General features: G+C 54.2%; 11 protein-coding genes and 2 pseudogenes. 9 read left to right on the top strand and 4 right to left on the bottom strand.

Features of this window, described 5'->3' with window-relative positions:
* Positions 1–11 precede the first annotated feature (11 nt).
* Entirely contained in the window at positions 12–854 is an 843-nt protein-coding gene (locus tag AC2FFH_RS20395; protein WP_496725729.1) for an amino acid ABC transporter permease, read from the bottom strand.
* A gap of 1 nt (position 855) precedes the next feature.
* On the bottom strand, positions 856–1,602 hold the full coding sequence (locus AC2FFH_RS20390; protein WP_282121048.1) for an amino acid ABC transporter ATP-binding protein: 747 nt from the start codon (positions 1,600–1,602) through the stop codon (positions 856–858).
* A gap of 308 nt (positions 1,603–1,910) precedes the next feature.
* On the opposite strand from AC2FFH_RS20390, the gene AC2FFH_RS20385 reads away from it, so the two are divergent.
* The 6 genes and pseudogenes from AC2FFH_RS20385 to AC2FFH_RS20360 all read left to right on the top strand — a co-directional run bounded on the left by AC2FFH_RS20385 (position 1,911) and on the right by AC2FFH_RS20360 (position 7,136).
* On the top strand, positions 1,911–2,489 hold the full coding sequence (locus AC2FFH_RS20385; RefSeq protein WP_496845208.1) for a carboxymuconolactone decarboxylase family protein: 579 nt from the start codon (positions 1,911–1,913) through the stop codon (positions 2,487–2,489).
* A gap of 11 nt (positions 2,490–2,500) precedes the next feature.
* Positions 2,501–3,088 carry a helix-turn-helix domain-containing protein gene (locus AC2FFH_RS20380; RefSeq protein WP_282154157.1) on the top strand — a complete coding sequence of 196 codons (588 nt, stop codon included), beginning with the start codon at positions 2,501–2,503 and terminating at the stop codon, positions 3,086–3,088.
* 12 nt (positions 3,089–3,100) lie between these two features.
* Entirely contained in the window at positions 3,101–4,480 is a 1,380-nt protein-coding gene (locus AC2FFH_RS20375; protein WP_496845207.1) for an MATE family efflux transporter, read from the top strand.
* 154 nt (positions 4,481–4,634) lie between these two features.
* Positions 4,635–5,342 carry an IS6 family transposase gene (locus tag AC2FFH_RS20370; RefSeq protein WP_496845206.1) on the top strand — a complete coding sequence of 236 codons (708 nt, stop codon included), beginning with the start codon at positions 4,635–4,637 and terminating at the stop codon, positions 5,340–5,342.
* Positions 5,343–5,469: 127 nt separating this feature from the next.
* Positions 5,470–6,479, top strand: a pseudogene (locus AC2FFH_RS20365) (IS110 family RNA-guided transposase).
* A 120-nt stretch (positions 6,480–6,599) separates the two neighbouring features.
* Entirely contained in the window at positions 6,600–7,136 is a 537-nt protein-coding gene (locus tag AC2FFH_RS20360; protein ID WP_496740997.1) for an adenylate/guanylate cyclase domain-containing protein, read from the top strand.
* A 648-nt stretch (positions 7,137–7,784) separates the two neighbouring features.
* On the opposite strand, the gene AC2FFH_RS20355 is transcribed toward AC2FFH_RS20360, so the two are convergent.
* Positions 7,785–8,162 carry a hypothetical protein gene (locus AC2FFH_RS20355; RefSeq protein WP_496845205.1) on the bottom strand — a complete coding sequence of 126 codons (378 nt, stop codon included), beginning with the start codon at positions 8,160–8,162 and terminating at the stop codon, positions 7,785–7,787.
* A gap of 127 nt (positions 8,163–8,289) precedes the next feature.
* Here AC2FFH_RS20355 and AC2FFH_RS20350 point away from each other — a divergent pair, with 127 nt between their 5' ends.
* Both AC2FFH_RS20350 and AC2FFH_RS20345 read left to right on the top strand, forming a co-directional pair.
* Positions 8,290–8,517 carry a hypothetical protein gene (locus AC2FFH_RS20350; protein ID WP_496740993.1) on the top strand — a complete coding sequence of 76 codons (228 nt, stop codon included), beginning with the start codon at positions 8,290–8,292 and terminating at the stop codon, positions 8,515–8,517.
* 8 nt (positions 8,518–8,525) lie between these two features.
* Positions 8,526–9,109, top strand: a pseudogene (locus AC2FFH_RS20345) (IS6 family transposase).
* A gap of 148 nt (positions 9,110–9,257) precedes the next feature.
* Here the strand turns inward: AC2FFH_RS20345 and AC2FFH_RS20340 are convergent.
* A complete protein-coding gene (locus AC2FFH_RS20340; RefSeq protein WP_496845204.1) occupies positions 9,258–11,228 on the bottom strand; it encodes a 3-hydroxyacyl-CoA dehydrogenase NAD-binding domain-containing protein in 1,971 nt (656 codons plus the stop codon).
* 276 nt (positions 11,229–11,504) lie between these two features.
* Between AC2FFH_RS20340 and AC2FFH_RS20335 the strand changes: the two genes are divergently transcribed.
* Positions 11,505–13,043 carry a class I adenylate-forming enzyme family protein gene (locus tag AC2FFH_RS20335; protein ID WP_496845203.1) on the top strand — a complete coding sequence of 513 codons (1,539 nt, stop codon included), beginning with the start codon at positions 11,505–11,507 and terminating at the stop codon, positions 13,041–13,043.
* Positions 13,044–13,045: the final 2 nt, after the last annotated feature.

Here is a 13,045-nt window from a genome sequence, read left to right as displayed (position 1 = left end):
TATTTTCTGGGTTATTGGTCGACGGCATATTTCTTCTCCAGATGGCTTACGCCAATCGACAGGATCAGGGTCACCACCAGATAAACCAGTGCGATGGTGAACCAGATTTCGAAACTCATGTATGTGTCTGAAATGATGTTGCGTCCGAAGGTCGTCAGCTCGGCCACTGCAATCACGCTGACAATGGCCGAGGATTTGATGAGATGAACGACCTCGCCGGTCATCGGCGGCAGCATGAAGCGGACGGATTGTGGCAGGATGATGTAGCGATAGGTCTGGGAGGGGCTCATCCCGATGGATTTAGCGGCCTCCCACTGGCCAGTGGGGACGGCGTTGATCCCGGCCCGAAAGATTTCAGAAATCAAGGCAGAATGGAACACGGCCAAGGTAAGGATACTGGCCGTGTATCGGTCAAATCCAAAGATCGGTCCCAGAACATAATAGAAAAGGTAGAGCAGAACCAGCAGCGGGATGTTACGGATCAGCTCCAGAAATCCAACTGCAATTGCAGACCCGATGACCAGGTCCGACAGGCGCAGCAACGCCACAAGCAGACCTATAACCATAGCCAAAATGAAAGCCGTGACCGACAACTTGATCGTCGCGACCAGCCCGATGGGAATCTCACCCCATTCAAAACCGACCTCGGTATTGCGATACAGAAACTGCGGCACCCGGTACCATTGCCAGTTATACCCCATGCCCTGCGCACCAGTATATGCACCATAGGCGATCAGCCCGACGATAATGGCATAGATCCCGACCGAAATCAGGGTCGAGTCAAAAAACCGCTTTAAAAATGGCTGCTTTGGCAGCGGCTGACCTTTTGGCCGGGAAATGCCCAGATCGCTCATGTCAATGCGCCAAGATCTGATCTAGGAACAAACGGCAGCGTTCGCTCGAGGGGTTGGTGAAAAACTGTTCGGGTGGTGAGACTTCGACGATCTGGCCCGCCTCCATAAAGACCATCGTATCTGCGACCTTACGGGCAAAACCCATCTCGTGGGTGACAACAACCATAGTCATGCCGGTGTCGGCCAGCTCGACCATCACATCCAGCACCTCATTGATCATCTCGGGGTCCAGCGCGGATGTCGGTTCGTCAAACAGCATGATCCGAGTTTCCATGCACAGAGATCGCGCAATTGCCACCCGCTGCTGTTGCCCGCCTGACAGCTGCGCTGGGTACTTGTCGGCCTGTTCCGGGATATGAACACGTTCAAGATAGTTGCGTGCGGTTTCTTCAGCCTGCGCCTTGGATATCCCGCGCACTTTCATCGGACCGATCGTCAGATTCTCTAGCACTGTCAGGTGTGGAAACAGGTTGAACTGCTGAAAGACCATACCGACTTCCTGCCGCAGCTCGCGAATTTCTTTGGCCCCGTCATAAACCTCGATCCCATCGATCACGAGGCGGCCGGAGTTGTGCCACTCCAGCCCGTTAAAGCACCGGATCAGCGTCGATTTTCCCGATCCCGAGGGACCGCAGATCACGACTTTTTCACCCTGATGGACCGTCAGATCGATGTTTTTCAGCGCGTGAAACGCACCGTAATATTTATCCAGATTGGTCACTTCAATCATCGGAGTGGCTTGGTTCATGTCGTACCTGCTTGGGTTCGGGACACCATGCGAATTTGTCTTTTGATGGACCGGGCGCGCAAAGGAGTTTCCTCCACCGTTCCTGCAAAGGCAGGCCGGCATGTCGTGGTGCCAGGCCTGACAAAACAGCCGAGGCCGGGCTGGCGCTGCGATTGTTTGGGGCAGTCGGGCAAGGCCTGAGCCTCCTCAAATACGTTGCACACTAATTAATATGGTTGCTTAATATGCAATACTCGTCAATAAAAAACTCAGAGGGCAATTTTTGATCTGCCCTCAGATAATACTGACGACCAAGGGAGGAATCGCAAATGTCTGCCTGGATCAGCATGATATCTGACGAAGATGCTGACTCGCATCTGAAGGCCACTTTGGATCTGGCGCGTACACCGCACGGCACTGTCGACAATGTCATGCGGGTGCATTCCCTGCGGCCTAACACCATGAAGGGGCATGTGATTCTGTATCGAGCCTGTCTGCACGATGAGGCGAACAAAGTTCCCATGTGGTTTCAGGAAGTGATCAGTTCGTACGTATCCACTCTCAACACCTGCCCCTATTCCTATGCTAACCACTGGTCCAACGCCCGTCACCTGATCGACGACGCCACACGCGCCGACAAGATCGAAGCCGCACTCAAGGCACATCGCCCGCAGGATGCGTTCGACGGCGCACATTTGGCGGCACTGACCTATGCGGAAAAGCTTACACTTTCGCCGGGTACGATGGTCGATTCTGATGTGGCAGCCCTGAAACACACCGGTTGGGAGGATGGCGAGATACTCGAAATCAACCAGATCGTAGGGTATTTCAACTACGCCAACCGATTGCTGAATGGCCTAGGTGTTACCACCGATGGCGATGTGGTGGGATATTATAGCAGCGACTGAAAGGACGGATCATGCAAGGAGACACTCCAGGCAGACAGATCGACCGTGCCATCGGCGCCTCGCTGAAGGAACTGCGCCAAAGTCGGAAGCAATCCGCTCGTAGGCTGGCAGAGCAGTCCGGTATCTCAGCCGCTATGATCAGCCGGATCGAAAATGGGTTGGTTTCTCCCTCAATCGACACTCTGGCGGCACTGGCCGAAGCGCTCGAAGTTCCGATTGTTTCTTTGTTCCGCGAAGCGCGTACAGATCACACTGACTACACTCTCGTGCGCCATGGTGAGGGACTGAAATCAAACCGTATCTCGGCGGGGCACAGCCACGAATATGTCAATCTTTCACTGCATTCTCGTAAAGACCTGCGATTTCAAGCGCGCCGTGTGACTTTATTGCGCGAAGGCGGACCGCCGCCCACTTATGTCGGCCACGGCGTAGTGTTTGTACAAGCACTCGAAGGCCAAGCCGTTTACCGATATGGCGAGGCCCGCTTTACGCTGTCAGCCGGCGACTCGATCAGTGTGGACGCTGAACTCAACCACGGGTTTGAGGATGTTCTGACCCCTGAGTTTGTCTTTCTGACAGTTCAGGCCGAGCGCCCATGACACCCAGTTAACATGGCTCAGGCAATCGACCTTAATCTGACCCAAGGGTCCATTGCAGGCCATTTCCGAACATTGGCGATACCCGGCGCAGTCGGAATGCTTTTCAGTACACTGTACAACATCGTCGACATCTTTTTTGCCGGGCTGTTGTCGACCAGCGCCCAAGCCGGGTTGGCCCTAGGTTTTCAAGCTTTTTTCATCTCCATTTCCGTAGGCGTCGGGCTCGGTGCAGCTATGAGTGCACTGGTTGGAAACGCTCTGGGTGCAGGCGACAACCGAGCGGCACGTCGCCTAGCGGCCCAAGGGATAACTTACGGAATCGTTGCGTCTTGCCTGCTTGCCCTGGCAGGGCTTTGGTTCGGCCCATTGTTAATCAAGCTTGTCTCGGAACCAGGCGTTTATCGTGAAGCCGGGCTTCGTTATTTCTATTGGTTGCTTTTGGCAATGCCTGGATTTCTTCTGGCTCATGGATGTAATGGCATCTTGCAGGCCCATGGCGACGCAGTGTCTATGCAACGGGCACTTATTGTTGCGTTTCTGGCGAACATCTTCCTGAATCCCCTTCTGATATACGGAATTCCGGGCCTAATCCCGGGCATCGGCTTCAACGGTTTGGCTTTATCTACGGTGATCAGCCAGACAGGCGTGATGATCTTTTTGATCCAGCAGGTTCTTCGGCGGAGGCGAATGAAACGCATGCGCGCAGCCTACTTCAAACCACGCCTGAAACGGTTTGCAGAAATTTCGCTGCAGGTTCTGCCCACTGCCTTTTCGTTTACGATCATGTTGTTGTCGGCCTTTGTCCTGCAGTTTGCGCTGAAGCTGTTTGGTGAACATGCAATTGCTGGTTATGCAATCGCTATACGGCTTGAACAGGTTTTGTTGCTGCCCATTCTGGGTGTCACGGGTGCCCTACTTCCAATCGCCTCACAGAATTTCGGTGCTCGGGACAGCCAGCGGGTGCGCGCCGCGTTGTTTTATTGCTGGCGAGTCGGGTTTTATATGTCGCTGGTTGCGATCCCGATCCTTTGGCTTGGTGGTCCCTTAGTTATGCGCCTTTTTACAGCGGACCCAGAGGTTGTACGCGTTGGTGTGGGATATCTACGAGTCGACAGTCTGATCCTGCCTTTTTACATGATGCTATTTTCAATCAACTCACTTTTGCAGGCCTTCAAAAAACCCATTTGGACCGTTTGGATTAGCCTTTATCGCCAGGCCTTTGGGGTCGCGTTCTTTGTTTGGGTGTTTATTGGCATATTGGGATTCAACGAAACCGGAGTGTGGTTCGGCACAGCAGCGGCCGTAATGACCGGCTGGGTTGTCGCAATGGCGTTGACCATACGTATTGCGAAGACAGAGATCGGTGGATTGTGGGTACCCGCCACAGAGTGAAAAAGGATGTGTCGCAAACTTTTTGTCTGGATTGACAAGTACGCAGGGTCCGACGTTTGTTCTCAGCGTAAAGTTTTTTGGTAAGCTTCAGCATGATCTCTTTGAAAAGCAACACCAAGTTGATCGCGTTGTCCTTCTCGGATCGCGCGGTCCCATGACCTTACCAACCTCATTGCCGCGGCTGAAGGGCTTCCGTTTTCCTTGCGAAATCATCGCCTATGCGGTGCGGGCATATCATCGGTTTGCTCTCAGCACGGCGGATGTCGAAGACCTCCTGGCGGAGCGTGGCGTCATTGTCAGTCGTGAAGCGGTTCGTCTCTGGGTGAACCGTTTCGGGTCTCAGTTTGCGGCCTGTATCCGACGCGCCCGGCCCCGGCCGCACGATACATGGCAAATGGCCGAAGTGGTCGTGCCGATCAACGGCGTGAAACATTGGCTGTGGCGTGCAATCGATGGCAATGGAGATGTACTCGACATTGTGATTCAGCCTGGCCGCAATGCGCAAGGCCGCAAAGCGTTTTTTCGGCCGACTGGCTGCCGCCTATGGCGAACCGCGTGTCGTGATCACGGACAAGCTGCGCAGCTATACCAAGCCGACCCAGGCCTTCGCGCCGGGCACCGATCATCCGGCGCGCAAGGGGCCGACAACCGGATCGAAGGATCACATCGGCCGACGCGAAAGCAGGAAAAGATGATGGGCCGGTTCAACTCACCACGCCATGCTCCACGATTTCTCGTCGTCCACAACCAAATCAACACCATGTTCCGCCGCCGCTTATGCCTCTGTACCGTCTTCTTCCGCCGCGCACGATCAGATGCACACGATCTTTGGAATGGCCATGCCTTTGAGCTAACAGCCTGACCGCGCCTTCCGCGGCTCCTTTCAAACGCCGTCAAACAACTTGATGGTGTGGACAGCTCCACCACGCGGCATCGCAATGTGCCAATGTTGGCGTTGTTGTACCCAACGGAAGAGATGAGCTGTCCACATGCATGTTACAACACTCGGGATCGATCTGGCCAAGTCCGTCTTTCAGCTTCATGGAGTTGATGCTGATGGAGAGGTTGTTCTTAGAAAGAAGGTTCGGCGCGACGCATTGCTCGATATGCTGTCCGGCCTGGCCTCCTGCTTGGTTGGCATGGAGGCCTGTGCGGCCAGCCACCATTGGGCCCGCGAAGTTGCCGCGCTCGCGCATGAGGTACGTCTGATCGCGCCCTCGTATGTCAAGCCATATGTGAGGCGGCAGAAAATGATATGGCGGATGCCGAGGCGACTTGTGAGGCCGTTACCCGACCGAACATGCACTTCGTCGCGATCAAGAGCGCCAATCAGCAGGCGGTTCTGATGCTGCATCGAGCACGCGACCTTTTGGTCCGCCAACGCACCATGCTGATCAACGCGTTGCGGGCCCATCTGGCGGAATTCGGGTTCGTATCTGCCCGAGGTCCGCACAAGATACGCGACCTCTGCGCCAGACTTCAGGAAGGTCACCTCGACATCCCTCAGGTGGCGCGGGTCGCGCTGCTGTCACTTGCCCGGCAGATGAATGAACTGGAAGAAGAGATCACCAATCTCGATCGCAAAATACAGGGTTGGCATCGCACGAGCGAGGTCAGCCAACGGCTGGCCACAATCCCGGGCGTCGGGGTGCTCACCGCGACGGCTCTTGCCGCCACTATTGCTGATCCCGCGCAACTCCGGTCTGCGCGCCAGTTTGCGGCCTGGCTCGGGCTGGTCCCGAGACAGAACTCCTCTGGCGGTAAGGACCGGCTGGGAAGGATCACGAAGACGGGAGATGGGTATCTACGCAAACTGCCTATCGTAGGTGACACTGCGGTTCTCAGACGTGTTATCCATATGCAAACACAAACCGCAGAATGGGTCCGGCGCTTGTTGGAGAAAAAGCACGCACGGTTGGTCAGCGTGGCTCTGGCCAACAAGACCGCCCGGATCGCCTGGGCGGTCTTGTCCAAGCAAGAAGTATACAAGCCAGCCTGAGATTTCGGGGCGTATGAGAAACGCTCCATACGAGTTGCAAGGGCAATTCCTGTGATGATGATCTTTGCCGCCGCCGGAACACCCCTTGGCATTGCCAGGGCATCATAGTCCGGCAACTTGATGGGGATTCAGCATGCGTATTTCATCAGGGCCAGCGGTCAAACGCGCCGCACAAATAGGCCGGACAAACGACCGCTACGCAAAACGATCAAAATCACAAAGAAAACCCTTGCAAAACCGGAGCTGTCCACAAATTGCGATACCTTCAAGGATTCGATTCCGGTTATTCATCCGGCAGGCGACGCGGTGTGCATGGCACTGGCCATGCGCGATAAAATGCAAGTGTTCTGCGCCAAATGGCAAAAGCTGGGCAATCGGGTTCTTTTTGGAGTTGGCATCTCGTTTGACTACAATACGGTCGGTATCGTCGGTTCAGCGGGACGATTTGATTGCACTGCCTCAGGAACCTCGATCAACATGGCCGTGCGGCTTTGCAACATGGCCACCCGCAATGAGGTACTGATTTCTCCCCGAATGTGGGCTGCCGTCGAAGGCGTTGTGGATGCCGTAGGCAAGGGAGAGGTGGAGATGAAGGGCATCAGGGAGCCGGTTGAGGCGTACGCTGTTGTTTCAGAGAAGCATCCGACGAGTTGGTAGATCGGCTACTCCATGTTCACCTTTTGGTTCTTGCAGCCCAAGCCGGTCGTTGACCACCACTCTCGGCCGCTGCGGTCGCAACATTCGTTCCCGACATTCGCTGCAGGCGCAAAAGATCCACTACATTGCCGCTGGCAACCACACGATTGCTTAGCTTTTACTCCCTGTCTATTGTAGCCCAATACGCAAAGAGCCTCGGTTCAGCAGCGTGCTTCTATCTGGGTCGAAACACCAGTATGGATGAGAACAAAGTGAATTCTGATAGCGAAACGTGGAATGTTCCAGGATTTGGCGTGCATCAAATTGCCAAGCTTCTGGAAAATCGCGGTTCGAATATTGTTGCGCTTCTCAGATCGGTCAACCTGCCCTTAGAATAAAACCTAACGCCACCTGTCGGGCGACACATAGTTCTGCCACTAACGCTGCACTAAGCTGTTAATTTCGCTTTAGCTGCAATTTCAAAAGTGCACACGTTCTTCCATTTGCGTCTCAAAGGTCTTTCATCGTGTCGGCCGAACTCCAAGAGAGTTTCCATTCGCCTAAAGTGCGGAATATATCGAGAGAAAACCCGAAGCAAAAATCGCTTCCAGAAAGCGATGTCATTCTTTTTGTACGTTAAAAGTGTTCTTTTATCGACTGCCTCCGCCACTACTGCAGTTGTAAAATGTCCGGAACGCAAAGTTTTCTTTTTGCTGGCATTTTGTCCTCACTATCCGATCGTTTCAGTCGTTTCGGACCGTCTTTGACCTTGATCTTCGGCTTTGGTAGTGGGCCCTTCAAGGTCACGGGCCAGGGGCTCTTCGAAAGAGGTTCGCCAATCTTGCGGGGATTCAGATTTAGGTCCAAAATCTTGCCCGCCACATTAACACCGCCAAAGACGACGACTTGGACATGATCTGTCTCCAATGTGGTTTGTTTCGTCGAAATACTTCCATTTGAAATACTAATCGGCGCACGCAAACATACGATTGGAGCAACCTTTTGTTTCTCTTTAGCAAACACCCAACCCTGAGTTGCATTTGGCACTGCGAGTTCGGCCTATTGCTACCATTGCCCGAAGGTTCCCGCGGTCTTTTACCTATTTGCTTTGGTCAGGGCGCAGATTCTGCGCTTCGAGCTCAGCCCGTGGGGCATCGCTATCATTGTCATCATAATGCGCTGGATCAAAATTCTGATCACCATGCGCGGAATTGAGAACCTGCTGTGGATTCCAAATGTCGGCCCGGTGTTCAAAAATATCATCATGATCCTGCTGGGGGTCTGCAGCATCTATGTGGGCCTGCAGCACCGCTTTGCCAATGAAGTCAACTGGCAGACGATAACCCCATCGCTTGGGGACTATCGCGTTAATCGGCTCATTTGGCCAGTTTCTTGCGTTTGAGGTTGGTCATGCCGCGTAGTTCCCCTTTCAAGAAACGCCGCTTCCCGCGTAAGATCATATTTTGTGCCGTGCGTTGGTACTTGCGCTACCCGCTTACCTTTTTAGATGTGGTTAAATTTCTGTCAGAGCGTCGCATCTCGGTAGATCGATCGACAGTGTACCGGTGGATTCAAAAATTCGGGCCTGAGCTGACCAGGCGGACCGAGAAGTATCTGCATCGGGCGAGTGTCGGTTGGCATGCCGATGAAACCAACATTCGGGTCGGTGGCAAATGGCACTATTTTTGGCGCGTCATGGATGCAAACGGTCAAATGGTCGACTTCCGACTAACCGTAAGGCGGGATGCCAAAGCTGCACGAGCCTTTCTTCGCAAAGCAAATGAGAGGACGGGGCTACAATGTCCAGTGTCGATCTGCACAGACAAAGCGCCAACATACCGGCGCGTCATCCGTGATGATTAATCATTCCTATGATCCGCATTTTGTCAGCATCAGGCACATCGACAAGAAGCGGCGTAACAACCTTATTAAAAGCGACCTTGAGTGGCATTGATACCATCCGAACCATCAAACGCGGCCACATTCACTACTAACAACGAGGCGTCAGAGGTGAAATCGAATTCATGCGCCAACACTTCCTAGTGCCCACCTAAGGTTCAAGCCGCATCTCACAATTTCGAAACACGCCATCTAACATAACAGTCTCGTTTGCGACGCATCCCGTCCCGACAACCGCCGAATTTAGACCGGAACTTGGTCGGTGACTGAATTCTTGTGATACATCGGACCACCCTGGTATCGAGGGAACCCATAGCCGTTGACGAACACCACGTCGATGTCACCGGGCTTAGCCGCGATGCCTTCTTTCAAAATTTCGTCACCCTCTTGCTGCAGCGCGTCGATACAACGTCGCGCGATTTCTTCCGCGCTCAGATCGCGCGAATTGATCCCTGCATCTTCGGCCGCCTCCCGGATTAGTCCCAGAACAACCTCGTCTATCGAAGGATCCTTCTCGTTGTAACCATAAAAGCCAGCCTTGGTTTTGCGGCCTTTGCGCCCCATTTCGACAAGCCGGTCATGGACCTGAAATGCGTGAGGATGCACTGCGCCGACAGGCAGCGATTTGCGCATCAGATAGCCAATATCGATGCCCGACAAATCCAGCACCTGAAACGGCCCCATCGCCATTCCGTACTGGCGCAGCGCGGCGTCAACCGGTTCAGGTGATCCACATTCCAGCATCAACAACCCAGCTTCGCGCTGATAGGCTTGGTACATCCGGTTACCAATGAACCCGTGGCAGACCCCAGCAATCACACCCGTTTTTCCCAGCTTTTTCATTGTCGCTGCCAGCGTCGCCGTTACCGCCGGGTCCGTCTGATCGGTGCGAATGATCTCGACCAGCTTCATGATATGGGCAGGACTGAAGAAATGAAGGCCGGCAACGCGCTCGGGGCGATCGGTCGCTTGGGCGATCTCGTCGATATCAAGGTACGAAGTATTCGTCGCCAAAATGGCACCTGGGTGACAGATCTTATCCAGCCGTTTAAAGATTTTCTTTTTTATAACAATGTCTTCGACCGCTGCTTCGATCACAAGATCGGTCAAAGCCATATCGTCATAGTCGGTCGTGGGTGAAATCAGCGTCAAAATGGTTTCGGCACGGGCTGCGCTCATCTTGCCGCGCTTGACCCCTTGTTCCAAATTGCCCCGGATTCGGTTGATTCCGGACTGTGCCGCTTCGTCCGAGATTTCGACCAGAGTGACGGCAATGCCTTGGGTGGCAAAGACCTGCGCAATCCCTGCTCCCATGGTTCCCGCCCCGATTACCGCAACACTGCCGATCTCGCCTGCTTGCGACAGATCCAGCCCCTCTACTTTGTAGGTTTCGCGTTCGGCAAAAAAGATATGTCGCAATGCACCAGATTGCGTGCTTTGGCGCAGGGTTAGAAACAAGTTGCGCTCTTTGTCGAGACCAGCCTGAAAATCCGGCCCGGTGGCAGCCTCAAGTGCGTCGATAACCGCCAAGGGCGCATCGAAGCCACGCTTGCGTTTGGCACACATGGCCCGCCATTGATCGAACAGCGCAGGATCAAAGCTGTCAGCCGAAATCGGCAGGTTGAGCTTGAGAGGGGCAGTATCGACCCCGATCAGCGCATTTGCATAGGTGATCGCTTCCGGTTCAAGATCGTCTGCTATCTTGTCAATCAGGCCAATTTCAACGGCTACTTTGGCAGAGACCGGCTTACCTTCCACCGCCAAGTTAAGCGCTTGTTCCACGCCTACCAATCGCGGTAGCCGCTGCGTGCCACCCGCACCGGGCACGATTCCAAGCATTACTTCGGGCAACCCAAAGCGCGCATTCGCGGTCGCGATCCGGTGGGAACACGCCAACGCAAGTTCCAGTCCACCACCAAGCGCCTGACCGTGAATTGCCGCAACAACAGGCTTAGGGCAGCTTTCGATGAAGGACACCAGATCGTTAAGATGGGGCGGCATCGGCGGTTTGCCGAACTCCCTTACGTCTGCCCCTGTCATGAAGGTCCGGCCGGAACATATTAGCACCGCAACAGCAATCTGCGGGTCGTTTGTGACCTCGTCAAATGCTTCCAACAAACCCTGCCGCACTGTCTGGGAAATGGCGTTCACCGGGGGGGCGTCGACCCGGACGATGCCAACCTGATCTTTGCGCGTCAAAGTAACCGCATTCATGACTTTCCCCTTCGATCAGCCTTTGGTTTGCCTTGTATGTTTAGCTGAAGCACCAAAGTCGTGGAAAATACTATGGTGTGATCACCGCCATAATAAATTATTATAATATTGCAGAGCGACAATCATTGTCAGGGCATCATCCTGCAATAAGTTTTTACTATCTTAGACAGCTGTAAATAGTATTTTCTTGTCTACAACTAGCCCTCTACCCTTCCTTTCAATCTTGCTGTGCCTCCGCATTTCGAGGCCTGGATCGGATAATGCGAGGAATTGAACATGAACCTGGGAAATCTTGTAACACGCGCCGCCCTGTTCTGGGCCGACCGGATTGCCGTAAAGGACGAACGCGTATCACTGTCCTATGCGACACTGGAAGAGCGTACAAACCGGCTTGCGAACGCGTTGTCGGATGCAGGATTGACCAAGGGTGATCGTGTAGCGGTTCTGGCTTGGAACCGGTCCGAAATCGTCGAGGCCGAGGTGGCTCTGCTCAAAGGTGGCTTTACCCGCGTGCCGATCAATGCACGCCTGTCAGCAGACGAAGTTGTTCACGTCTGCAAGGACAGTGAAGTCAAAATTCTGCTGACAGACGAGGCGCATTTGGCAGCGGCGCAGCAGGCATTCAATGAAAACGAAAACTTGCAGCTGTTGGTGATGGGCGACGGTGGTAGTTATGAGGATGCTCTAGCTCAGGCTAAGACCGAGACCGTTTGCGCGGATGTCTCGCCAGATGACATCATGGTGCACCATTACACCTCCGGATCTTCAGGTGTGCTAAAGGCTGCGATGCATTCCCTCCGCAATCGCCGAGCAATCCTGCGTAAGATCACTTTCCGTTCTCGGCTGTATCCTGATCAACATGAAACGTATTTGCACGTGGGACCCATTACCCATGTATCCGGAATGGCGATCATGCCCTTGCTGTCACAGGGCCACACCAACGTCATCCTGTCGCGGTTCGACGTAGACACGTATCTTTCGACGCTTCAGGCCGAAAAGGTTACGCAGACCTATCTGGTCCCGACTATGATCAACCGCATTCTGGCCGCACCAAACCGAGGCGACTACGACCTCTCCTCACTTAAGTTGCTTCGGTACGGTGCGGCCCCCATTTCCCCAGCGCGTTTGCAAGAAGCGGTCGAGTTCTTTGGCCCGATCCTAAACCAGGGTTACGGCGCGGGTGAGGTGTGCTCTTCGGTTACGCTGCTGACCGAAGCGGACCATGAGTTGGCCCTGAACGGGCGGCCCGAACTGTTTAGCTCCTGCGGTCGTGCCCTCTTTGAGACTGAGGTCGCGGTGATCGATGACGAAGGCAACGAATTGCCCGTGGGCGAGGCTGGTGAGCTGGTGGTTAAGGGCGAGGATGTCATGCAAGGCTACTTCAACGCGCCCGAGCTGACTGCTCCGGTTCTGAAAGACGGGCGTTATCACACTGGCGACATCGCCTATATCGACGACACCGGCTACATCTTTATCATTGACCGCAAGAAGGACATGATCGTCACCGGCGGGTTCAATGTATACCCCAACGAAGTTGAAAATGCCCTGTTCGAACGCCCTGAGGTTTACGAAGTTTGCGTTGTCGGCGTTCCTGACGCTGACCTCGGCGAGGCAGTCAAGGCCGTTGTTGTGGCACGCGATGGTGCCAAAATCGATACCGATGCCCTGATAACGCATTGCGTGGACAAGCTGGGCAAGTTCAAGAAACCGCATTCGGTCGATGTTGTGGTCGAGCTCCCTAAAAATGACGCCGGCAAGATCCTGCGCCGTCAGGTGCGTGATGGATACTGGGCCGGTTCGGATCGGAAGGTGTAATC

This window comes from Ruegeria sp. YTSC003, assembly GCF_059609785.1.
This window is presented reverse-complemented; position numbering and strand designations above follow the sequence as displayed.

What these genes read in the sequence shown, in the direction of transcription:
- AC2FFH_RS20340 (WP_496845204.1), bottom strand. Translation starts at nt 11,228, where the DNA reads ATGAATGCGGTTACTTTGACGCGCAAAGATCAGGTTGGCATCGTCCGG.
- AC2FFH_RS20380 (WP_282154157.1), top strand. Translation starts at nt 2,501, where the DNA reads ATGCAAGGAGACACTCCAGGCAGACAGATCGACCGTGCCATCGGCGCC.
- AC2FFH_RS20335 (WP_496845203.1), top strand. Translation starts at nt 11,505, where the DNA reads ATGAACCTGGGAAATCTTGTAACACGCGCCGCCCTGTTCTGGGCCGAC.
- AC2FFH_RS20360 (WP_496740997.1), top strand. Translation starts at nt 6,600, where the DNA reads ATGGGGATTCAGCATGCGTATTTCATCAGGGCCAGCGGTCAAACGCGC.
- AC2FFH_RS20350 (WP_496740993.1), top strand. Translation starts at nt 8,290, where the DNA reads ATGCGCTGGATCAAAATTCTGATCACCATGCGCGGAATTGAGAACCTG.
- AC2FFH_RS20385 (WP_496845208.1), top strand. Translation starts at nt 1,911, where the DNA reads ATGTCTGCCTGGATCAGCATGATATCTGACGAAGATGCTGACTCGCAT.
- AC2FFH_RS20370 (WP_496845206.1), top strand. Translation starts at nt 4,635, where the DNA reads ATGACCTTACCAACCTCATTGCCGCGGCTGAAGGGCTTCCGTTTTCCT.
- AC2FFH_RS20395 (WP_496725729.1), bottom strand. Translation starts at nt 854, where the DNA reads ATGAGCGATCTGGGCATTTCCCGGCCAAAAGGTCAGCCGCTGCCAAAG.
- AC2FFH_RS20375 (WP_496845207.1), top strand. Translation starts at nt 3,101, where the DNA reads ATGGCTCAGGCAATCGACCTTAATCTGACCCAAGGGTCCATTGCAGGC.
- AC2FFH_RS20390 (WP_282121048.1), bottom strand. Translation starts at nt 1,602, where the DNA reads ATGAACCAAGCCACTCCGATGATTGAAGTGACCAATCTGGATAAATAT.